Here is a 22,070-nt window from a genome sequence, read left to right as displayed (position 1 = left end):
TGAACGCCCCGCCCCTCCTGACCGTTGTGTCCCGTGTAGACCACACACGAACGGACAGGAGCACCGAGAATGGCTTTTCCCCGATGAAGGGCGTCATACCCAGGCGCGCCCAACTCGCCCTCGTCGCCCTCCTCGTCATCACCGCGGCCACCGCCGCCCTGCTGTGGTGGCACCCCTGGCAGCCGAAGAAGCCGGCCGAGCTCGCCTTCACCACGGCCCCGGGCGGCACCGCCCGGGTCGGCACCGGCGAGCACCTCTACCGCTACAAGGTGCGGGTGGAGAACGGCATCGCCGAGCGCCCCGAGCAGTTCGCCGCTGAGGTGGACGCCGTCCTCGGCAACGTCCGGCAGGGCTGGGCGGCGGACGGCCAGGTGTCCTTCCAGCGGGTGGCCGCCGACCCCGTGGACTTCACCGTCTACCTGGCGACCCCGAAGTCCACCGACCGCATCTGCGGCCAGTACGGCCTGGACACCGGCGGCTGGGTGAACTGCGGGGTGAACAAGCAGGTGGTGATCAACCTCAAGCGCTGGACGGAGCTGTCGGAGTTCTACGCCGGCAGGCCGGAGCTGTACCACGCCCTGGCGATCAACCACGAGGTCGGCCACGTCCTCGGCAACGGCCACGTGGAGTGCCCGGGCCCGGGCGCCCCCGCGCCGGTGATGATGCAGCAGATCAAGGGCCTGCACGGCTGCGTCCCCAACGGCTGGCCCTACTCCGAGACCGGCTCCCTGCTGACCGGTCCGCCCGTCCAGGCCCCGACCAGCGCGCCGTAGCCCGGGCACCCACGCCGCTGACCAGCGCGGACGGCATAATCCTCTCGGACCGGACACACCTGGCCGGACACACCCGACCGGGCACACGGACCGGACACCGAATTCGAGGAGGACCGTTGGACGCGGCACACACCCTGGACTTCCCGCGCCTGCTGGAGGCCGCCGAGGCGGCCGCGCGGGCGACCGCCGGCCAGGGCCGCGTCGCCGACTACATCCCGGCCCTGGCCGAGGCCGACCCGGAGTCCTTCGGCATGGCCGTCGCGACGGTCGACGGCGAGCTGTACGGCGTCGGCGACTGGCGGCGCCCGTTCTCCGTCCAGAGCATCTCCAAGCTGTTCACCCTCGCGCTCGCCCTCTCCCACGGCGGCGACGAGCTCTGGCGGGGCGTGGGCCGCGAGCCCTCCGGCAACCCGTTCAACTCCCTGGTGCAGCTGGAGAGCGAGCACGGCATCCCGCGCAACCCGTTCATCAACGCGGGCGCCCTGGTGGTGACCGACCGTCTGCTGAGCCTGACGGGCGACGCGGCCGGGGCCGTACGGGAGTTCCTGCGCCGGGAGTCCGGCAACGACCAGCTGGACACCGACGCGGCGGTCGCCGCCTCCGAGGCCGCGCACGGCCACCGCAACGCGGCGCTCGCGCACTTCATCGCCAGCCACGACAACCTGCGCAACCCCGTCGAGGACGTGCTGGAGCACTACTACGCGCACTGCGCCATCGCCACCAGCTGCCGGGACCTGGTGCTGGCCGGCTCGTTCCTGGCCCGCTACGGCGTCCGGACGGACGGCAGCCGGCTGATGACGCGCAGCGAGGCGAAGCGCGTCAACTCCGTGCTGCTGACCTGCGGCACCTACGACGCGGCGGGCGAGTTCGCCTACCGGGTCGGGCTGCCCGGCAAGAGCGGGGTGGGCGGCGGCATCCTGGCGATAATCCCGGGCCGGGCGGCGGTGTGCGCCTGGGGCCCGCGGCTGGACCGGGCCGGCAACTCGGTGGCCGCGGTCGCCGCGCTGGACTCGCTGACGACGCTCTCCGGCTACTCGGTGTTCTGACGCCGATAGGCCCCCGCCCGAGGGCGGGGGCCTCCGGACGGGGGTCTCAGGGACGGGGTCTCAGGACGGGGCTACTCCACCGTCACGCTCTTGGCCAGGTTGCGCGGCTTGTCCACGTCCCGCCCGAGCGCCACCGCCGCGTGGTACGCGAGCAGCTGCAGCGGGATGTTGAGCAGCAGCGGGTCCAGCTCGGGCTCGCTCTTGGGCACCAGGATGCAGTGGTCGGCGAGCTTCGCCTCCGGCCGCCGGTGCGCGATGGCGATCACCGGGCCCGAGCGGGCCTTGATCTCGCCGAGGGTGGTGAGGTTCTTGTCGAGCAGCTCGTCGTCCGGGACCAGCGCCACGGTGGGCAGTTCGGGGCTGATCAGCGCCAGCGGGCCGTGCTTGAGCTCGCTGGCCGGGTACGCCTCGGCGTGGACGTAGGAGATCTCCTTGAGCTTCTGCGCGCCCTCGCGGGCCACGGGGTAGCCGCGCACCCGGCCGATGAACATCATCCCGGCCGATCCGGCGTACTCGGCGGCGAGTTCGGCGATCTGCTCGCTCTGGTCGAGCACCTCGCGGATCTGCTCCGGCAGCCGGTTGAGGGCGGAGACGATCCGGCGCCCGTCGGCGGGCGAGAGGTCGTGGATGCGGCCGAAGTGCAGGGCCAGCAGCGCGAAGGCGACGACGGTGGAGGTGAACGCCTTGGTGGAGGCGACGGAGATCTCCGGCCCGGCGTGCAGGTAGATCCCGCCGTCGCACTCACGGGCGATGGCGCTACCCACGGTGTTGACGACGCCGAGGACCCGGCCGCCCTTGCGCTTGATCTCCTGGACGGCGGCGAGGGTGTCGTAGGTCTCGCCGGACTGGCTGACCGCCACGTACAGGGTGTCCGCCTCGATCACCGGGTTGCGGTAGCGGAACTCCGAGGCGGGCTCGCTGTGGGCGGGGATGCGCGCCAGCTCCTCGATGAGCTGGGCGCCCATCTCGCCCGCGTAGTAGGCCGATCCGCAGCCGAGGATCTTCACCCGGCGGATCTCGCGCAGCTCGCGGGCGTCCAGGTTGAGGCCCCCGAGGTGGGCGGTGCTGAAGCGCTCGTCGAGCCGGCCGCTGAGGGTGCGCTCGACCGAGCCGGGCTGCTCGTGGATCTCCTTGAGCAGGAAGTGCTCGAAGCCGCCGGTGTCGTAGGAGTCGACCTCCCAGTCCACGGTGGAGGGCAGGCGGTGGGTGGTGCGGGCGTCCTCGGTGAAGGTGCGGAAGCCGTCGGCCTGGACGGTGGCCAGCTCGCCGTCCTCCAGGTGCACGACCTGGCGGGTGTAGCGCACCAGGGCGGAGACGTCGGAGGCGGCGAACATCTCCTTCTCGCCGATGCCGAGCACGATCGGGCTGCCGTTGCGGGCGACGACGATCCGGTCGGGCCGCTCGGCGTCCAGCACCGCGATGCCGTAGGTGCCGACGACCCGGGCGAGCGCGGCCCGGACTGCCTCCTCCAGCTCGCCGCCCTCGGTGACGTGGGCGGCGATCAGGTGGGCGAGCACCTCGGTGTCGGTCTCGGAGCGGAAGACGGCGCCCTCGGCGGCCAGCTTGGCGCGCAGCTCGTCGGCGTTCTCGATGATGCCGTTGTGGACGACCGCGATGCGCTCGGCGTTGTCCAGGTGGGGGTGGGCGTTGAGGTCGCTGGGGACGCCGTGGGTGGCCCAGCGGGTGTGGCCGATGCCGGTGAAGCCCTTGAAGCGGGCCGGCACGTCGGCGGCGAGGTCGGCGACGCGGCCCTTGACCTTGCGGACCTTGATCCCGCCGGTGCGGCCCATCACGGCGAGGCCGGCGGAGTCGTAGCCCCGGTACTCGAGGCGGGCCAGGCCCTCCAGCAGGAAGGGCGTGGCGTCCTTGGGACCGATGTAGGCGACGATTCCGCACATGCGCGGGCTCCTCTTCGACGTTTCTTCGACGTTTGTTCGGCGTTCGGCGTTCGGCGTTGCGCGTTGGGCGTTCGGCGTGGGAAAGACTTCGGTTCGGTGCTCAGCCGTAGACGATGCGGCGCAGCTGGCGCGCCGAGAGCTGCGGCGCCGCGACGCGGCGGGCGGGCAGTTCCTCGGCGAGCCGGGCGAAGATCCGCTCGTTCGTCAGGCCGCGTGCCTGCAGCTCGCCGTGGCGGCGGCGCACGTACTCCTCGGTGGTCTCGGAGAAGTACGCCAGCACCTCCGCCACGACCCGCGCCGCCTCCCGGGGCCCGAGGGGGCTGGTCCGGGTGAGGTGGGCGAGGAGGTCTTCGTGAGGGTGGGGCGAGCTGGACACGAGTGTGGACTCTAGGCCGCGATCGCCCGGAAAGCCAATGATCCTGCCCGATATCGGGCAGTGTTCACGCGTTTCCCCTCGCTCCGCACGTACCCACCCCTTGCGCCACTCCCCTACCGCCCGGTCATCGCCTTCGCCCGGACCCTTGAAGCGGCGCCCGTTCGAAACGTAGCGTGATGCTCTGAACACGAAGCGGAAGACCGGAGGCTTGCTGATGTGCGGGATCACCGGATGGGTCGCCTTCGAGCGCGACCTCGCCGCGGAACAGAGCGACCGGGCCGTGCTGGACGCGATGACGGCCACCCAGACCTGCCGGGGACCGGACGCCGGGGGCGTCCACCTCGAGACGCACGCCGTCCTCGGCCACCGCCGCCTCGCGGTGATCGACATCGAGGGCGGCGTCCAGCCGATGACGGTCGAGCACGACGGCCGGACGCTGGCCGCGCTCACCTACAGCGGCGAGGTCTACAACCACCGCGAGCTGCGCGCGGAACTGGAGGCGGCCGGGCACCGCTTCCGCACCCGCAGCGACACCGAGGTCGTGCTCCACGCCTACCTGGAGTGGGGCGAGGGCCTGGCCGAGCGGCTCAACGGCATGTTCGCCTTCGCGATCTGGGACGCCCGGCGCGAGGAACTGCTGCTGGTCCGCGACCGGATGGGCGTCAAGCCGCTGTACTACCACCCCACCCCGGACGGGGTGCTGTTCGGCTCCGAGGTCAAGGCGATCCTGGCGCACCCCTCGGTACGCCGGGTCGTCGACCTGGACGGGCTGCGCGAACTGCTCGCCCACGCCCGTACGCCCGGCCTCACCCCCTACCGGGGCATCCACGAGGTCCGGCCCGGGCACGTCGTGCGCGTGCGCCGCTCGGGCGTCTCCGTGCGCCGCTACTGGGCGCTGGAGGCGCGCGAGCACGCCGACTCGCTGGAGAACACCATCGCCACCGTCCGGGCGCTGCTGGAGGACATCGTCCACCGCCAGCTGGACGCGGACGTGCCGCTGTGCTCCCTGCTCTCCGGCGGGCTGGACTCCAGCGCCGTGACCGCCCTGGCCGCCCGCACGCTGGGCGCCGCCGGGGCCGGTCCTGTGCGCTCCTTCGCCGTGGACTTCGCCGGCCAGGGCGCCCACTTCCACGCCGACGCGGTGCGCCAGACCCAGGACGGGCCGTACGCGAGAATGCTCGCCCAGCACGTCGGCGCCGACCACCACGTGGTGGAGCTGGACGCCGCCGAGCTGTCCGACCAGTCCCATCGCGCCACCGTGCTGCGCGCCCGGGACCTTCCCGCCGGGGTCGGCGACATGGACATCTCGCTGCTGCTGCTCTTCAAGGGCGTGCGTGAGCGCTCCACGGTCGCCCTGTCCGGCGAGTCCGCGGACGAGCTGTTCGGCGGCTACCGCTGGTTCCACGACCCCGAGGCGATCGCCGCCGACACCTTCCCCTGGACGCTGGACCTCAGCCGGATCGCCGGCCCCGGTTCGGCGCCGCGCGAACGGCTCCTCGACGACGGCCTCCTCGCCAAGCTCGACCTGGACGGCTACCGCAGGGCCCGCTACCGCGAGGCGCTCGCCGAAGTCCCGCACCTGGAGCACGCGGACCCGCTGGAGCGGCGGATGCGCGAGATCTCGTACCTCAACCTGACGCGCTTCGTCTGTATCCTGCTCGACCGCAAGGACCGGATGAGCATGGCCAACGGCCTGGAGGTGCGGGTGCCCTTCTGCGACCACCGGCTGGTGCAGTACGTGTTCAACACGCCCTGGGCGATGAAGTCCTTCGACGGACGGGAGAAGAGCCTGCTGCGGGCCGCCGTGCGCGACGTGCTGCCCGACGAGATCGCCGACCGGGTCAAGAGCCCGTACCCGGTCAGCGCCGACCCGAACTACCCGGTGGTGCTGCGCGCCGAGCTGGCCAGGCTCGCCGCCCGGCAGGAGTCCCCCGCGCTCGACCTGCTCGACCGTCGCCGCCTGGCCGACGCGCTCGCCCCGGACACCGACCCGCACACCGTGCGGCTGGCCGCGGACCTCGCGCTCGACCTGGACGCCTGGCTGACGGACTACCGGGTGACGCTGGAGCTCTGAGCGCCGGCCCTTCCGGCGGCGGGGTGCCACTACTTCCGTAGTCCTCCGCAGTCGCACTACGGAAGTAGTGGCACTACGGAAGTAGTCGCGGCCTCCTCCGGAGCGGGAGGCTGCGCCGTCCGGGTGATCATCGGGAACCGACCCGCCCCCGGGGGGCGTCGCAGGGTGCGGTAGCGTCGCCGACACCGTCCGAATGGCGGGCGAAAAAGCGGGTTCCCGCGTCCCCGCCCGTCAGGATGGGGTCGGCACAACCATCCGTCTCGATCCGCCGGGGGATTCCCGCCATGCAGCCGCGAGTCTTCGCGATCGTCACCGCCCTGCTCCTGGGCGTCCTGGGCCTCGGCTCGGTGGCCGTCACCGACTGGTCGCCCGCGGCGACCGCCGCGACGAACGCCGCCTCGGCCCCGGCGGGCCCGGCGGCGGGCGCCAAGCCGGCCGCCACCACCGCCGCCGCCACCCCCACCGGGGACCCCGCGGTGTGGACGCGCTCGACGCTGCGCAACAAGCTGATGGCCGAGATGGACGCCACCGACCCGGGCGTCGCCCTCGCCGATCTCGACAAGATCAGCAAGGAGAAGCCGTACACCGTGCGCTTCTGCCACCCGATCGCGCACGAGCTCGGCCACGCGGCGGTCAAGCGGTTCAACGCCGACTTCCAGAAGGTCATCTCCTTCCCGCACGAGACCTGCGCGGCCGGCTACCTGCACGGCGCGGTCGAGGAGATGCTCAACGCCTCCACCCAGCCCGAGGTGGACCTCCTCAAGCTCTGCGCCCCCAAGAACAGCGGCCCCTGCATCCACGGCGTCGGCCACGGCACGATGTTCGTCGCCAAGCAGGACGTGGCCAAGGCCCGCGACCTGTGCAACAAGTTCACCACCGACCAGAACAGGATCCGCTGCTCCGAGGGCCTGTTCATGCAGCTCTTCGGCCCGGACGAGGAGGACGAGCAGGCCAAGGCCAACCTGCCCGCCGACAAGCTCGCCCAGGACCCGCTGTACCCGTGCAAGGACCAGCCCTCGCTGTTCCAGTCCGCGTGCTTCTTCTACGCGCCGACCTTCTACCTGTCCTCGCACGACTACCCGAACCACCCCGAGGTCTACGCCGACGCCCTCAAGTGGTGCCTCAACGGCAAGGCGAGCGGCGGGGCCCAGGACTGCAGCCGGGGCGTCGGCTCGCGCACGATGAAGTACAACCTGGACCGCGAGGACTGGGCCTCCCAGCAGTGCGCCAGCGCCGCCGACGGCTGGCAGCGCAAGGCGTGCGCCGAGGGCCTGGTCAGCTACTACACGGTCAACTACACCGACGCCGGCGCGGCCGGCCGCCTCTGCGCCAAGATCACCAACAAGGAGATGCAGGGCTACTGCCGCTCCGCGAGCGGCCTCTCCGCCTCCCTCGACTGACGCCCTGACCTCGCTCGATCTCACCTGACGGGCCCGCGCCGCACGGCGCGGGCCCTTTTCGTACGATCATCGGGACCCGGGTGCGCCGAGGATGCCGCGCCTCCCCCACGGTCCGCCCAGGAGCACCACCGCATGACCGACTTCCGCGCCGCCGCCCACACCGCCGCCGACCTGGTCAGCGACTACCTCGCCGAACTGCCCGACCGCCCCGTCTGGCAGCCCATGGCCGGCGCCGCCCGCGCCGCCCTCCTGGACGCCCCGCTGCCCGCCGAGGGGCGGCCGCTCGACGAACTGCTGGCCGCCATCGGGCGCGACGTCCTGCCGTACCCCATGGGCAACGGCAACCCGCGCTTCTTCGGCTGGGTCAACTCCGCCCCCGCCCCCGCCGGGGTGCTCGCCACCCTCGCCGCCGCCGCGATGAACCCCAGCTCCGCCGGCGGCGACCACGCCGACGTCCACCTCGAGCGGGCCGTGGTCCGCTGGATCGCCGAACTCGTCGGCTTCCCGCACCCGGCCGGCGGCGGGCTGCTCACCTCCGGCACCTCGATGGCGACCATCGTCTGCCTGGCCGCCGCCCGGGGCCGCGCCGCCCGCAGGGCGGGCGTGGACGTGCGCGAGGAGGGCCTGGCGGCCCTGCCGCCGCTGGTCGGCTACGTCACCGGCGAGACCCACTCCTGCGTCCGCAAGGCCGCCGAACTCCTCGGCCTCGGCAGCCGCCACCTGCGCACCGTCGCCACCGGGCCGGACGGCCTCGTCGACGCCGCCGACCTTCGGGCGGCCGTCGAGCGCGACCGCGCCGCCGGACTGCTGCCCTTCCTCGCCGTCGCCTCGGCCGGCACCGTCGGCACCGGCGCCGTCGACGCCTTCGGCCCGATCGCCGACCTGTGCGCCGAGCAGGGCCTGTGGCTGCACGTGGACGGCGCGTACGGCGCCTTCGGCCGGCTCGACCCGGCCATCGCCCACCGCTACGAGGGCCTGGAGCGCGCGGACTCCCTCGCCCTCGACCCGCACAAGTGGCTGGGCGTGCCCGTCGACTGCGGCTGCGCGCTGGTGCGCGACACCGAGGAGCTGCGCGGCACCTTCAGCCTCGTCCCCTCCTACCTGCGCGACGAGGCGGCCGGCGAACTCGGCTGGTTCTCCGAGTACGGCACCGAGCAGACCCGCCCCTTCCGCGCCCTCAAGGTCTGGGCCACCATCGCCCACAAGGGCCGCACCGGGCTGGCCCAGGACATCGCCCGCTGCACCGAGCTGGCCCGGCGCCTGGGCGAACTCGTCGAGGCAGACGAGGAGTTGGAGCTGCTGGCGGAGGTTCAGACCTCGATCGTCGCCTTCCGCCACCGCCCCGCCGACCTCGACGAGTCCGACCTGAACGCCCTCAACCGCGCCCTGCCCGTCGCCGTGCAGCGGCGCGGAAGGGTGTTCGTCACCGGCGCCCGCCTCGGCGAGCGGGAGATGCTGCGCGCCTGCCTCCTCAACGCGGAGACGACGGAGGCGGACCTGCGCCTGCTGCTCGCCGAGGTCAAGGCCGCCGCCCGCGACCTGAGGCCGTAACACGTCCGACGGGACCTTAACCATCAGGTCACGGCGGATACGCGGTCGGGAAACACCGGTCCGGCACGGTGGAGGGCATGGAGCACTCGAAGCCCTCTCTCCGCCGCGCCCGCCGCTGGCGCCGCGACGCCGTCGAGCTCGCCGCGGTCTTCCTCTCCGTCACCGCCGCCGACCTGGTGGCGAAGATCGTCGCCCACGGCCCGGACGGCCCGGCTGTCCTCGCCACCTCGGCCGTCGCCCTGGTCGCCGTCGCCCTCCTGCACACCTGGTGGTCCCCGCACGCCCCGCCCCCGACCACCCTGTGGCGCGTGCACACGGCGCCGCTCGCCCACACCCCGGCGACCCTGGCCGACCACGAGATCACCCTGCTGTCGCTGCACCCCGGCACGGAGGAGCTCTTCCTCCGTACCCCCCGCTCCCTCGACCCCGGCACCCTGGCCACCGTCCTCACCACGACCGGCCACACCCTGCGGGGCACCCCCACCCGGATCGCCTGAGCCCGGGCCTCAGCCCTCGGCCTTGACCTCGACGGCCGCGCGAATGACCAGGGTGCGCTTGGCCAGGCCCGCCAGCTCGACCGAGCCGGTTTCGTCGGTGACGATGCCGACCGTGGTCCCGTCCGCCCAGGCGCAGACGGGACTCCAGAGGCCGGCGTCCGCAGCGAGCAGCGCACATTCGAGTGCGCCTCCCAGCGGGCCGACCGGGAAGTCCTGGCGCTCGCGTACGGTCGCGCTGGGCGTGCCCGGCGCGGTCGGGCGGCCGAAGTACCTGTCCAGTTCCGTCCGAGCGTCCGGGAAGCTCCCGGTCACGCCGATCACCAGCACGCTGCTCTCGCGGTCGCCTTCGGCGCCGTAGCTCGCCACCTCCGCGTCCCGGAACGGGCTGAGCGCGGTCAGTCCCCGCTGGAACTTGGTCCTGGCGGCGACGACGAGGTCGTCGTCCGGCATCCGGACCTGGTCGCCGATCCGGTCCGCCAGCACGATCTTGTGCTGCTCCGGGGCGCCCGCCCCGGTCACGGCGGCCACGGTCAGGGCGGTGAAGAGGCCGACGACGACCACGGTCGCGATGATCATCTTGCGCGAGACCCGGCGGTACCAGGGCAGCGGGGCGACGGGCTGCGTGGTGTTCGCCCAGATCGCCTGCAGGCCGCTCGGACGCTCCGCCCCGGCCTCCGCATCGGTTTCGGTGGTTCTGTCGGTTCCGGCCGTGGACTCGGTCATGTGGGAGGCATCCAGGGGTCAAGGGGCGGCAAACTCGAACATCTGCGTGACGAGCGACGCACACCCTAGACAGTGTGCGGACAGTCCGTCATCCCCTTTTCCCCGGCCCCCTCAGGGCAGCACGTCAGGGCAGCACGTCGTAGGAGTACAGCGCCGAGACGTCCAGCACCGAGCGCGGGGTCGCGGCGGCGCCCAGCGGGGAGACGATCGGGTCGTCGATGCGCTCGCCCTGGAGGGTGGCCGCGGGGGCGGTCATGTCCGGGGCGTAGAGGCTGCCGTAGCGGTGGAGCCAGCTCTGCCAGATCCGGTCGACGTTGCAGTGGTGGAGGAAGAAGACCGGGTCGTTGGGCGAGGTGGAGGGGCCCATGTCGCCGCCGACCCACATGTGGACCTGGTTGTGGAGGTGGACGGGCTGGGACGGGTCCTTGGGGATCCAGCCCTCGAGCCGGTCGCGGAAGCCCTCCGAGGAGACGTCGTAGTCCGGGGTGTCGTACCGTTCGGCGGCCGGGTGCCCGGCCGGGGGCGCGTAGTCGAGGGCGTCCTTGACGTCGGCGCTGGTCGGCAGGGTCGTCCAGCCGAAGGGGAACGCCTGGGCGAAGGATCGCTGCAGCCCGCGGCTGGTCTGGCGGAAGCTCATGCCGGTGGGGCCGGCGGCCTCGATCCGGACGGTGAAGGAGGCGGGGTCGTTGGGGTCGAAGGCGAAGGGGCCGTCCGACACCGGGGTTCCGTCGCCGCCCAGGTAGGCGGGGGTGAAGACGGTGGCGTCGGTGGGCGATCCGGCGTCGCCGTCCGCCGCCCAGTCCCAGTACGGGAGGGCGAAGTCCGGTTTGTTGAGCACCCGTTGGAGGTTCTGCTCCAGGAAGCTGAGCATCACCCGGTGCCAGGGCAGGAAGATCGGGCCGCGGTGGGCGGCGTTGCGGGTCTGCGGGTCCCCGCCGGGCGGGACCGGGGTCCTCATCGTCCGGCCGTGCCAGACCACGAACAGGTCGTAGGTGCGCAGCGGCGCGGTAGGGCCGGGGACGCCGAACTGCTTGGTGGTGGTGCCGCTGTCCTCCTGCTTGAGCAGGCCGACGCCGCGGACGTAGTCGTCGCGAGCGGTCGTGTCGGTGAGGATGTTGCGGCGGGTGACGGCGGCCATCTCAACCACCCGCCTTGAAGGCGTCCGGGTAGGTGTTGATCAGCACCCGTACCGCGTCCACGGCCGAGAGGAACTGGTAGGCGGGCAGGCCGTGGCAGGACAGCATGCCGCTGTTGTCCACGTCCATCCCGGCGTCGACGTGCTTGCCGTCGACGGTGATCTCGTAGGTGGTGGTGACGCTGATCCGGTGCCCCCGGAACTCCGCGGTGCGGACGGAGGTGACCGGGCCGTGGCCCATCTTCATCGGCGGCTGGGGCAGGGCGGCGAGGTAGGCGCCCAGGGTTTCGGGGTGTGCGGCGGCTTTCAGTTTCACGGGGTCGATGGTCGGGTCCATGTCGGCTCCCTGCCGGTGGCGGCTCCGGCCGTTCCGGAGCCGGGAGGCCCCTCCTCCATCCTCGTGCGCGCCCCGCCCGCCCGCAGCCCGGACGGGCGGGGCGGGCGGGGCGCACAGAGCCGCCTCAGCCCTGCTGCGCGGGCTGCACCACGCAGGCGGCGTTGCCGAGGGCGGAGCCGAAGCCGCCGAGGAGGGTGGAGACCACGGACTTGCAGGCGGCGGCCTCCTGTGCGTTCTTCGGGCCGTTGTTGTCGGCGGCGGCCGCCGACTGGGCGAGGGCGAGCGGGGCGGCGAGCAGCAGGGCGCAACAGGCGGTGACGAGCGCGGACTTCTTGACGGACACGATGGAGCCCCTTCGGAGGAGTCGGGTGGTCGGCGGTGAGCCGAGCCATCCCTATCCGAAGGGGCTCCTCGCGGCGCGGATTCTGCGCCGTCCGTGGGCGTGTCCCGGTCAGGCGGTGGTGGTGCCCCCGGCCGTTCCGCGTTCCACGGCCCGGATCGCCGCGGCGAGTTCGTGCACTCCGGGCTCCCTCAGCACCCCGTAGTGGTCCCCGGCCAGTTCGACCACGGTGGGCGGGGTGGCGCTGTAGCCGGTGCTGCCCTCGATGAAGGAGTAGTCGTCGCCCGACGCCTTGAGGATGGTGACCGGCGCGTTCAGGCGCCGTTCGGCGAGTTCGGTGAAGCTGTAGTCGAACTCGTAGGTCCCGCCGATGATCCGGGTGATCCGCCGGATCAACTCCTCGTCCAGGTCGGGCAGTTGCCGGTGGACGAGGGCGACGAAGCCGTCCTCGTCGGCGACCTCGGCGAGGCAGCGTTCCAGGTCGGGGCCGCCGATCGCGCCGGCGAACACCGAGTGGAGGATGGTCAGGTACGCGGGGTTGGCGTAGGTGGCCTGGCGGCCCCAGCGCCGGGCGTCGACGCGGCGGACCTTCGGGTTGCCGGGGCAGATCAGCAGCAGGTTGTCGACCTGCTCGCCGGCCTGTTCCAGCTGCCAGGTGGCCTCGAAGGCGACGCGGGCGCCGAAGGAGTAGCCCCACAGGGTGTACGGGCCCTCGGGCTGCACCCGGCGCAGGTCGGCGAGGTCGGTGGCGGCCATCTCGCGGATGGTGGCGTACGGCGTCTCGCCCGCGTTGATCCCGTACGACTGGATGCCGTAGAAGGCGCGGCCGTCGCCCGCCTCCCGGCCGAGCGTCCGCAGGTTCATCGGGTACCCGCCCAGGCCGGGCCAGCAGAACACCGGCCGGCGGCCGTCACCCTGTGCGAGCGGCACGAGCCGCGAGGCGGTGTCCGCCGCGCCCGCCCGGTCGATCCGCGCGGCGAGCTCGCCCAGGCGCGGGCACTCGAAGAGCACCTGGAGCGGCAGGGTGACGCCGCACTCGCGGTTGATCCGGTTGACGAGGGCGACGGCGATCAGCGAGTTGCCGCCGACGGCGAAGAACTCGTCCGTCACGGACACCTCCTCGTAGCCGAGCGCCTTGCCCCAGGCCGCGGCCAGCCAGCGCTCCCGCTCGGTGGCGGGGGCGACGAACTCGCCGCGCACGTCGGCGGTGCGCACGGTGTCGGAGGCGGCGAGGGCCTTGAGGTCGACCTTGCCGTTGGCGGTCAGCGGCAGCGCGTCGACCACCAGCACCCGGTTGGGGAGCATGTAGTCCGGCAGCAGGGTGGCGAGTTCGTCCTTGATGATCTCGGCCGGGCCCTTCATGTGGACGGCGTCCTCGCGCATGCCCTCGCTGAGGATCTGCTCCTCGCTGACCTTGCCGCCGAGGAAGAAGTAGGACGGCCCCGCGGCGAGCCCGGCCGCCTCCAGGACGGCGTCGATGCGGCGTGAGGCGGGCAGCGGGTGGCCGGACTTGGAGCTGTAGCCGGAGGACATGAAGCCCAGGCCCAGGCCGTTGCGCTGGAGGCGGTGCAGTTCGGTACCGAGTGCGATGTACTCCAGCCACTCCCGGCCCTCGCCCGCGCGGGCGACGGCGGTGATGCCGAACGCGGCCCTGGCGTACACCGACTGGTTGATGGCGATCACGTGCCGGGCCTCGACGACCTCGTCCGAGACGCGGGTCAACTCGCCCTCGCCGTAGCGGTAGAGGCCGGCGGGCAGGCCCTCGACCCGGCCCTCGTGGGCCTGGACGTACAGCTCGACGGGGACGCCTTCGACCGGGACGCCCTCGACGGGGACCCCCTCGGCCTCGCCGCCGGCCCGCACGCCGGCCCGACCGACCTCGAAGCTGCCCAGGTACGCGTCCTCCTCGGCGACGTCCAGGCGCGCCTTGACGGCCGGGTCGGGGTCGAGCGGGCGCACGGCGAGGCCGTACTCGGGCAGCACCTCGTCCAGGACGCCCAGCAGGTGGCCGGTCTCGAACTCCATGACCTCGCGGATGTTGTTCTTGTAGACCGGCTCGATCGCCCCGGTGCGCCCGGAGAAGTGCAGCGTCAGGTACGCCTGTTCGCGCGGTTCGGCGGCGCCGATGCGGACCAGGGAGTGCTCGACGGGGTGGTAGTAGTACAGCCCGGCCGCGAGGCCGTCCAGTCCGCCGGTCTCCAGGTAGATCTGGGTGGCGTAGAGGGCGCCGGGCGAGGCGTAGGCGTACTTGGGCAGGAGCCGTTCCTCGCTGTGGAACTGGCCGAACCAGCGCAGGATGCGGCCGAGTTCGGGGAAGCTCAGCAGCTCGGGGCCGCGCGCGAAGCGGCCTTCGGGGCGGGGGGCGAGCAGGGCGAGCAGGTCCTCGCGGGTGACCGGGCCGCCGTCGTAGAAGCGGTAGGTCTTGCGGGCGAAGACGGCGCGGCGCTGGGCCTCGGTCTCGCGCCTGCCGGGCAGGGCGGTCCGCTCGCGGCCGGCGAGCGAGGCGAGGTCGCGCACGCCCGGGTCGGAGAGCTGGGCGCGCACCTGGAGGCGGCTGGCCTTGGACTGGTGGTGGCCGCCGTGGCTGCCCTGGTCCATCAGGGCGGCCTCGCGCGGGTTGAGCTCCACGCAGGCGACGAGGTCCTGGCGGCCGGTGCGCTCGTCGTCGGTGACGACGGCGGCCGAGCGGCGCACCCAGGTGTGTTCCTCGACGGCGCGGGCGATCTCGTCCAACTCGATGCGGTGGCCGCGCAGTTTGACCTGGTTGTCGGCGCGTCCGGCGAACTGCAGGGTGCCGTCGGGGTTCCAGCGGGCGAGGTCGCCGGTGCGGTAGAGGCGCTCGGTGGGGGCGAACGGGGAGGGGACGAAGCGTTCGGCGGTCAGTTCGGGGCGGTTGAGGTAGCCGCGGGCCAGCTGGACGCCGCCGATGTACAGCTCGCCGACGCCGCCGAGGCCCACGGGCGCGAGGTGCTCGTCCAGGACGTAGCACTGGGTGTTGTCCACGGGGCGGCCGATGGGCACCGAGTCGGCGCCGTCGCCGGGTTCCCCGGACACGACCAGGTGGGCGGTGGCGTTGATGGTGCACTCGGTCGGGCCGTACAGGTTGACCAGCGAGGCGCCGGGCAGGGCCTGGGCCAGTTCGTGGGCGAGTCGGCGCGAGAGCGCCTCGCCGCCGGAGAAGAGCCTGGTCAGGCCGGTGCAGTCGGCGAAGCCCTCGGTCTCCAGCAGAGCCCGCAGCAGGGTGGGCACGCACTGCAGCGCGGTGACGCCGTGGCGGCGCACGGCGGCGACCAGCGCCTCCGGGTCCCGGTGGATGCCCGGGGCTCCGGCCACCACACGGGCGCCGACGGCGGGGGCGAGGATCTCCCACTGGGCGGCGTCGAAGCTCATCGGGGTCTTCTGCAGCACGGTGACCTCGGGGTCGAGGTGCCCGGCGCCGAGCAGCCAGCGCAGCTGGGCGACCACCGCGCGGTGCTCGACCACGACGCCCTTGGGGCGGCCGGTGCTGCCGGAGGTGTAGATGACGTACGCGGCGTCCTCGGGCCGCGGGCCCTCGCCCTCGACCCGCTCGGGCCAGACCCGCGCCTCCTCGACGGTGACGACCTCGGTGCCCCGGGGGGCGAGGGCGGCGAGGCGCTCGCGCAGGTGCTCCTGGGTGAGGACGACGCGGGTGCCGGAGTCCTCCAGCATGTAGCGCAGCCGGTCCTCGGGGTACTCGGGCGACAGCGGCAGGTACCCGGCCCCGGCGTACAGGACGCCCCAGACCCCGGCGACCAGCGCCGTCGAGGGCTCGGCGAACAGGCCGACGCAGCCGTCGGGGCCGGCGCCCGCGGCGCGCAGCCGGGCGGCGGTGCGGCGGGCGTGGTCGGACAGCTCGAGGAAGGAGAGCCCGCCCTGCGCGCCGACGACGGCGGCGGAGGCGGGGCGCACCCGCACCTGCCCGTCGAGCAGGTCGGTGAGCGCGCTGCCGGCGGGGGCGCGGCGGGCGTGCGGGAGGGTGGTGAGGGTGGTGGTGGCAGTGGTGGCGGTGGTGTCGGTGGTGGCGGAAACGGTGGAGCGCATGGGGAACCTTCGGTGCGTGGACGGACGGGGCCCGGCCTGGGGCGTCCGTGGACGGCGCCGGGCAGGACTCCACCGTCGGGCGCCCGCCGTCCCGGTCGCATGAGGCACCGGTCCAGACCTCTCGCGGTGACGTCCCGGGTGTTCGTGCGTTCACGATCACGTAACCGGCCGGAAGCGAGGCGTCGGTAGCGTCGCCCCCATGACGGCTTCCCGCACTCGCCTCGAACGGCTCTGGCACCGGCCCTTCCGCAGGTCGGACCGCAGGTGCGCGGCGCCCGACGGCCAGGCCACCCGGCTGCCCGCGCTCACCGGCGGGCCGTACCGCCTCGCCCGGCCGCACCCGGCCCCGGCCTCCTCGCCGACCCGGGCTGCCTCGCCGGCCCCTTCGCAGGCCCCCGGGCCGACCCGCCTGTCCCGGCTGTCCCTTCCGGACGGGACGGACCTGGTGCTGCGCCCCGCCGGGCCCGCCGACAAGGCGGCGGCGCTGGCGATGCACGGCCGTTGCTCCCCCGCCTCGCTGCGGCTGCGCTACCACGGGCCCGTACGCGACGCGGACCGCTACCTGGACCACCTGCTCGACGCCCGGCACGGCCACAGCCTCGCGGCGACGGCCCCGGACGGGCGGATCGTCGCCCTCGGGCACCTGATGTGGGACGACGGGGAGGCGGAGCTGGCCGTCCTGGTCGAGGACGGCTGGCAGCGGTACGGGCTGGGCACGGCGCTGCTGCGCCGCCTGGCGGCGGCGGCCCGGGCGGCCGGGGTGGAGACGGTGTACGCGGTGACGCACGCGGCCAACACCGGGCTGATCACCGCGATGCGCCGGCTGGCGGCGCCGCTGGACTTCCAGCCGGAGGGCGGCACCCTGGTGATCACCGCCACGCTGGGCACGCACGAGCCCTGCACGGCCTGATCCGTTCACCGCCCGATCTGTTCACCGTCTGATCTGTTCACCGCCCGATCCGTTCATCGTCCGATACGCCGATCATCTCTTCACCAGATCCTCACGCGAGGGCCCCGGGGAACCTCCCGGGGCCCCGACGCGTCCTCAGGCGGTGAACGGCCCGTCCGTACACCGCCCTCCTTGACGGCCCATCAGGCCCACCTCGGACCGCGTCCGAGCAGGCGGCATGGGGTCCGGATCGTCGAGCCGGGTGGCGGAGTCGGTAGGCTGGCCCCGTCCCCGCCGCCCGCCGGCCCGTTGTCCGGCCCCGGGCGGTGCCGCAGCAAGGAGGAACCACTGAGCATGGCAGGCACCGAATCGGAGCCCACAGGCGCACGCGACGCCTCGCTGCCGGCCCGCGCCAAGATCGCGGTCACGGCGGGGAAGGTCGCCGCCGCCGTGTCCCGCAAGGCCGGACGAGGTAGCGGCTCGGTGATCGGCGGCAAGGTCGCCCTCAGGCTCGACCCCGATCTGCTCGGCACCCTCGCCGACCACCTCGACGTGGTCCTGGTCAGCGCGACCAACGGCAAGACCACCACCACCCGCCTGATCGCCGAGGCGCTGCGCGCCGCCGGCCCGGTGGTCTCCAACGCGCTGGGCGCCAACATGCCCGCCGGCATCACCTCCGCCCTCGCCGGCGGCAGCGACGCCCGCTTCGGCGTGATCGAGGTCGACGAGAAGTACCTGGCGATGGTCGCCCGCGACACCCGCCCCAAGGCGATCGCCCTGCTCAACCTCTCCCGCGACCAGCTCGACCGCGCCGCCGAGACCCGCATGATGGCGGAGAAGTGGCGCGAGGGCCTCCAGGACACCGAGGCCGTGGTCATCGCCAACGCCGACGACCCGCTGGTGACCTGGGCCGCCTCCTCCTGCAAGAAGGTGGTCTGGGTGGCCGCCGGACAGGCGTGGAAGGAGGACGCCTGGTCCTGCCCCGCCTGCGGCGGCGTGATGCAGCGCCCCGGCGACGACTGGTTCTGCCAGGAGTGCGGCTTCCGGCGCCCCAACCCGCACTGGGCGCTCCAGGGCACCCACGTGATCGACCCGCAGCGCGGCGCCTGGCCGATCCAGCTCCAGCTGCCCGGCCGGGCCAACCTGGCCAACGCCACCAGCTCGGCCGCCGTCGCCGCCGTCTTCGGCGTCGCCCCGCAGGTCGCTCTGGAGCGGATGCGCTCGGTGGCCGCCGTCGCCGGCCGCTACGACGTCGTCCAGTACCAGGGCCGGGACATAAGGCTGCTGCTCGCGAAGAACCCGGCCGGCTGGCTGGAGACCTTCTCGCTGATCGACGGCCCGCCGGCCCCGGTCATCCTCTCCGTCAACGCGCTCGACGCCGACGGCACCGACACCTCCTGGCTCTGGGACGTCGACTACGAGCGCCTCGCCGGGCACCCGGTGTTCGTGATGGGCCAGCGCAAGCTGGACCTCGCGGTGCGCCTGGAGGTCGCGGGCCTGCAGTTCCACGTCGTGGACACGCTGGAGCAGGCCGTCCGCATGGCCCCGCCCGGCCGGATCGAGGCCATCGCCAACTACACCGCCTTCCAGCAGCTGCGGAAGGTCGTGGCCGGCTGATGCCGGGCCCGCACCACCCTGTTCACGTATCGGAAGGTCTTCGAGGATGAGTGAGAGCAGCCTGCGCGTGGTCTGGGTCTACCCGGACCTGCTCAGCACGTACGGCGACCGGGGCAACGCCCTGGTCGTGGAGCGCCGGGCCCGCCAGCGCCACCTCAACGTGTCCCGGATCGACGTCCGCTCCGACCAGGCGATCCCCACCAGCGGGGACATCTACCTGATCGGCGGCGGCGAGGACCGCCCGCAGCGCCTGGCCGCCGAGCGGCTGCGCGCCGACAGCGGCCTCGTGCGGGCCGCCGAGAACGGCGCGATCATCTTCGGCGTCTGCGCCGGCTTCCAGATCATGGGCCACGAGTTCATCAACGACCTCGGCGAGCGCGAGCCGGGCCTGGGCCTGCTGGACGTGTGGACCTCGCGCGGCGAGGGCGCCCGCTGCGTCGGCGACGTCCTGGCCGACGTCGACCCGCAGCTCGGCCTGCCGCAGCTGACCGGCTTCGAGAACCACCAGGGCGTCACCCAGCTCGGCCAGGGCGTGCGGCCCTTCGCCACCGTCTCCGTCGGCCGGGGCAACGGCACCGGCGACGGCACCGAGGGCGCCTGGCGCGACACCGTCTTCGGCACCTACCTGCACGGCCCGGTGCTGGCCCGCAACCCCGCCGTGGCCGACATGCTGATCAAGCTGGCGCTGGACGTCAACGCCCTGCCGCCGGCCGACACGACCTGGTACGACGCGCTGCGCGCCGAGCGCATCGCGGCCGCGACGCGCCCCGCCTAGGTCCGGACAGGCCCGCCTAGGCCCATCCGGGCCCAGGGGCCGGTCCCGGACCAGCCCCGGTCCTTCCGGTACGCCCCGACGCCGGGTGCCCGCGATGCGGTCACCCGGCCCACGGGCCGCCCCGGACGTACGACAATGGGGCTGCCTACTGCACACCCTCCTCGGCAGCAGGCTGCACTTCCGCGCGGGGGCGCCGACGGCGCCGCTCCCGCGTCGGCTCCTGCCCGGCCGGACCGGGGGCCGTATGCTCGACTTCGCGGCCGATTTCGGGCGTTCTGTCCGGATCGGCCGGTCCTTCACTCCGCGGCCACCTCCCCGCCATCCCGGTGTGGGAGCGCCCCGCTACGGTGGCGGCTCGTCGTCCCAGCCTGTAGTCCGGCCGTTCCTCGGTTCTGCTCGGGAGTTGCAAAGCTATGCGTATCGGAGTGCTGACCAGCGGCGGTGACTGCCCCGGCCTGAACGCGGTGATCCGCTCCGTGGTCCACCGGGGGGTGGTCGACCACGGCGACGAGATCATCGGGTTCGAGGACGGCTGGCGCGGTTTCCTGGAGGGCCACCACCGCCCCCTGACCCTCGACTCGGTGAGCGGCATCCTGGCCCAGGGCGGCACGATCCTCGGCTCCTCCCGGGTCCAGCCCAGCCACCTGCGCGACGGTGTCGAGCGCGCCAAGAGGTACTGCTCCGACCTCGGCCTGGACGCGGTCATCCCGATCGGCGGCGAGGGCACCCTCAAGGCCGCCAAGCTGATGAGCGACGCGGGCCTGCCGATCGTCGGCGTGCCGAAGACCATCGACAACGACATCGCGGCCACCGACGTCACCTTCGGCTTCGACACCGCCGTCTCCGTCGCCACCGACGCCCTGGACCGGCTCAAGACCACCGCCGAGTCCCACCAGCGGGTCATGGTCGTCGAGGTCATGGGCCGCCACACCGGCTGGATCGCGCTCAACGCGGGCATGGCGGCCGGCGCGCACGCCATCGTCGTCCCGGAGCGCCCCTTCCACATCGACAAGCTCACCGAGGTCGTCCGCGAGCGCTTCGACCGGCAGAAGAAGTTCGCCATCGTCGTGTGCGCCGAGGGCGCCAAGCCCGAACCCGGCACCATGCACTGGGAGGAGGGCACCAAGGACATCTACGGCCACGAGCGCTTCACCGGCATCGCCACCCAGCTCTCCCGCGAGCTGGAGCACCGCCTCGGCAAGGAGGCCCGCCCGGTGATCCTCGGCCACACCCAGCGCGGCGGCACCCCGACCGCCTACGACCGCGTCCTCGCCACCCGCTTCGGCTGGCACGCCGTCGAGGCCGTCCACAAGGGCGCCTTCGGGCACATCACCGCGCTGCAGGGCACCGCGATCAACCTGGTGCCGCTGGCGGAGGCCGTCGCCGAGCTGAAGACCGTCCCGCAGGAGCGCTACCAGGAGGCCGAGACGGTCATCTGACCCTCGGCCCGCTCTCTGCGCGCCCCCGGACCCGCCCTCGCGGTCCGGGGGCGCTCTGCGGTCCGGGGGCGCCTCGCCTGCCTTCCCGTTAGCGTGGGGCGCATGGAGATCCTGGCGTACGGGGTGCAGGCCGACGAACGGCCGCTGCTGGAACGGGCCTTCGCGGGCCGGCACGGACTGCGCAGTCTGGACGTGTTCCTCAATCGCGACACCGCTCCACTAGCGGCCGGGTACCCGGTCGTCAGCAGCAGCGTCAACTCCGTCCTCGACGCGCAGACCCTCACCGCCCTCGCCGCCGGCGGCACCCGGCTGATCGCCCAGCGCTCCACCGGCTTCAACAACATCGACCTCGACGCCGCCGCCGGCCTCGGCCTCACCGTCGCCCGCGTCTCCCACTACAGCCCGTACGCCGTGGCCGAGCACGCCTGGACACTGGCGACGGCCGTCAACCGGCGCCTGGTGCGCGCCGCCAACCGCTCCCGCGAGTTCGACTTCCGCCTCGACGGGCTGCTCGGGCGCGACATCCACGGCATGACCGTCGGCGTGATCGGCACCGGAAAGATCGGCGAGTGCTTCGCCCGGATCGCCGCCGGCTTCGGCACCGAACTCCTCGGCTGGGACCTCGCCCAGAACCCCGCCTGCCTCCAACTCGGCATGCACTACACCGAGTTGCCCGAACTCCTCACCCGCGCCGACCTGATCAGCCTGCACGTCCCCCTCGTCCCCGCCACCCACCACCTCATCGACACCGCCGCCCTCGCCCGGATGAAGCCCGACGCCATCCTCGTCAACTCCAGCCGCGGCGGCCTGATCGACAGCGCCGCCCTGGTCGAGACCCTGCGCGCCGGCCGCCTCTCCGGCGTGGGCCTCGACGTCTACGAGGAGGAGACCGGCGTCTTCTTCACCGACCGATCCATCCAGGGCATCACCGACGACACCCTCGCCCGCCTCGTCACCTTCCCCCAGGTCGTCGTCACCAGCCACCAGGCGTACTTCACCCACACCGCCGTCGGCCAGATCATCGACGCCACCCTCCGCAACATCGACGACTACGCCGCCGGCCGCACCAACGAGAACACCCTCGTCCCCAAAACCTGACCCCGGCAGCCCGAGCCACCCACGGCACGTTGGCCGTCTC

General features: G+C 73.1%; 18 protein-coding genes. 11 read left to right on the top strand and 7 right to left on the bottom strand.

The window, feature by feature from the left end; all coding sequences use genetic code 11:
• The first annotated feature begins 83 nt into the window (after window positions 1-83).
• A complete protein-coding gene (locus IH61_RS0114405; RefSeq protein ID WP_051837024.1) occupies window positions 84-773 on the top strand; it encodes a DUF3152 domain-containing protein in 690 nt (229 codons plus the stop codon).
• A gap of 134 nt (window positions 774-907) precedes the next feature.
• Window positions 908-1,819: a glutaminase gene (locus tag IH61_RS0114400; RefSeq protein WP_031069534.1), complete on the top strand. Its 912-nt coding sequence runs from the start codon at window positions 908-910 to the stop codon at window positions 1,817-1,819.
• A 71-nt stretch (window positions 1,820-1,890) separates the two neighbouring features.
• Here IH61_RS0114400 and glmS read toward each other — a convergent pair whose 3' ends face one another.
• Both glmS and IH61_RS0114390 read right to left on the bottom strand, forming a co-directional pair.
• Window positions 1,891-3,717, bottom strand: coding sequence for a glutamine--fructose-6-phosphate transaminase (isomerizing) (gene glmS, locus IH61_RS0114395; protein ID WP_031069532.1), 1,827 nt, complete (start codon window positions 3,715-3,717; stop codon window positions 1,891-1,893).
• A 100-nt stretch (window positions 3,718-3,817) separates the two neighbouring features.
• A complete protein-coding gene (locus tag IH61_RS0114390) occupies window positions 3,818-4,093 on the bottom strand; it encodes a hypothetical protein (RefSeq protein WP_031069530.1) in 276 nt (91 codons plus the stop codon).
• A gap of 214 nt (window positions 4,094-4,307) precedes the next feature.
• On the opposite strand from IH61_RS0114390, the gene asnB reads away from it, so the two are divergent.
• From asnB to IH61_RS0114370, 4 genes are all read left to right on the top strand, one after another.
• Window positions 4,308-6,167 (top strand): asparagine synthase (glutamine-hydrolyzing), encoded by a 1,860-nt coding sequence (asnB, locus tag IH61_RS0114385; protein ID WP_031069528.1) that lies wholly within the window; start codon window positions 4,308-4,310, stop codon window positions 6,165-6,167.
• Window positions 6,168-6,451: 284 nt separating this feature from the next.
• Window positions 6,452-7,567, top strand: coding sequence for a hypothetical protein (locus IH61_RS0114380; protein ID WP_031069527.1), 1,116 nt, complete (start codon window positions 6,452-6,454; stop codon window positions 7,565-7,567).
• 132 nt (window positions 7,568-7,699) lie between these two features.
• The gene (locus IH61_RS0114375) at window positions 7,700-9,118 is read left to right on the top strand and encodes a pyridoxal phosphate-dependent decarboxylase family protein (RefSeq protein ID WP_031069524.1); all 1,419 of its coding nucleotides are present in this window, start codon (window positions 7,700-7,702) and stop codon (window positions 9,116-9,118) included.
• A gap of 77 nt (window positions 9,119-9,195) precedes the next feature.
• Window positions 9,196-9,615: a hypothetical protein gene (locus IH61_RS0114370; RefSeq protein WP_031069522.1), complete on the top strand. Its 420-nt coding sequence runs from the start codon at window positions 9,196-9,198 to the stop codon at window positions 9,613-9,615.
• Between the two features lie 9 nt (window positions 9,616-9,624).
• Here the strand turns inward: IH61_RS0114370 and IH61_RS0114365 are convergent, their stop codons facing one another.
• The 5 genes from IH61_RS0114365 to IH61_RS0114345 all read right to left on the bottom strand — a co-directional run bounded on the left by IH61_RS0114365 (window position 9,625) and on the right by IH61_RS0114345 (window position 16,212).
• Window positions 9,625-10,338 carry a hypothetical protein gene (locus IH61_RS0114365; RefSeq protein WP_031069520.1) on the bottom strand — a complete coding sequence of 238 codons (714 nt, stop codon included), beginning with the start codon at window positions 10,336-10,338 and terminating at the stop codon, window positions 9,625-9,627.
• A gap of 124 nt (window positions 10,339-10,462) precedes the next feature.
• On the bottom strand, window positions 10,463-11,476 hold the full coding sequence (locus tag IH61_RS0114360; protein ID WP_031069519.1) for a tyrosinase family protein: 1,014 nt from the start codon (window positions 11,474-11,476) through the stop codon (window positions 10,463-10,465).
• 1 nt (window position 11,477) lies between these two features.
• The gene (locus IH61_RS0114355; RefSeq protein WP_158844969.1) at window positions 11,478-11,789 is read right to left on the bottom strand and encodes a hypothetical protein; all 312 of its coding nucleotides are present in this window, start codon (window positions 11,787-11,789) and stop codon (window positions 11,478-11,480) included.
• Window positions 11,790-11,934: 145 nt separating this feature from the next.
• Window positions 11,935-12,153 carry a hypothetical protein gene (locus IH61_RS0114350; protein WP_031069516.1) on the bottom strand — a complete coding sequence of 73 codons (219 nt, stop codon included), beginning with the start codon at window positions 12,151-12,153 and terminating at the stop codon, window positions 11,935-11,937.
• A gap of 108 nt (window positions 12,154-12,261) precedes the next feature.
• A complete protein-coding gene (locus IH61_RS0114345; RefSeq protein ID WP_078911091.1) occupies window positions 12,262-16,212 on the bottom strand; it encodes an amino acid adenylation domain-containing protein in 3,951 nt (1,316 codons plus the stop codon).
• Between the two features lie 199 nt (window positions 16,213-16,411).
• Here IH61_RS0114345 and IH61_RS45930 point away from each other — a divergent pair, with 199 nt between their 5' ends.
• The 5 genes from IH61_RS45930 (at window position 16,412) to IH61_RS0114320 (ending at window position 22,030) form a co-directional block, all read left to right on the top strand.
• On the top strand, window positions 16,412-17,122 hold the full coding sequence (locus tag IH61_RS45930; protein WP_051837022.1) for a GNAT family N-acetyltransferase: 711 nt from the start codon (window positions 16,412-16,414) through the stop codon (window positions 17,120-17,122).
• Window positions 17,123-17,455: 333 nt separating this feature from the next.
• The gene (locus tag IH61_RS0114335) at window positions 17,456-18,718 is read left to right on the top strand and encodes a MurT ligase domain-containing protein (RefSeq protein WP_031069511.1); all 1,263 of its coding nucleotides are present in this window, start codon (window positions 17,456-17,458) and stop codon (window positions 18,716-18,718) included.
• A gap of 46 nt (window positions 18,719-18,764) precedes the next feature.
• Entirely contained in the window at window positions 18,765-19,493 is a 729-nt protein-coding gene (locus IH61_RS0114330; RefSeq protein ID WP_031069509.1) for a type 1 glutamine amidotransferase, read from the top strand.
• Window positions 19,494-19,906: 413 nt separating this feature from the next.
• Complete coding sequence (locus IH61_RS0114325) at window positions 19,907-20,932, top strand: 6-phosphofructokinase (protein WP_031069508.1); 1,026 nt, start codon at window positions 19,907-19,909, stop codon at window positions 20,930-20,932.
• Window positions 20,933-21,034: 102 nt separating this feature from the next.
• A complete protein-coding gene (locus IH61_RS0114320) occupies window positions 21,035-22,030 on the top strand; it encodes a 2-hydroxyacid dehydrogenase (protein WP_031069507.1) in 996 nt (331 codons plus the stop codon).
• The last annotated feature ends 40 nt before the right edge of the window (window positions 22,031-22,070 follow it).

The sequence above is a fragment of the Streptomyces sp. NRRL WC-3742 genome (assembly GCF_000720635.1).
In the GTDB taxonomy this organism is placed as follows: Bacteria; Actinomycetota; Actinomycetes; order Streptomycetales; family Streptomycetaceae; genus Kitasatospora.
Note: the sequence above shows the minus strand (reverse complement) of the source record. Positions and strands in the feature narration are given on the sequence as shown.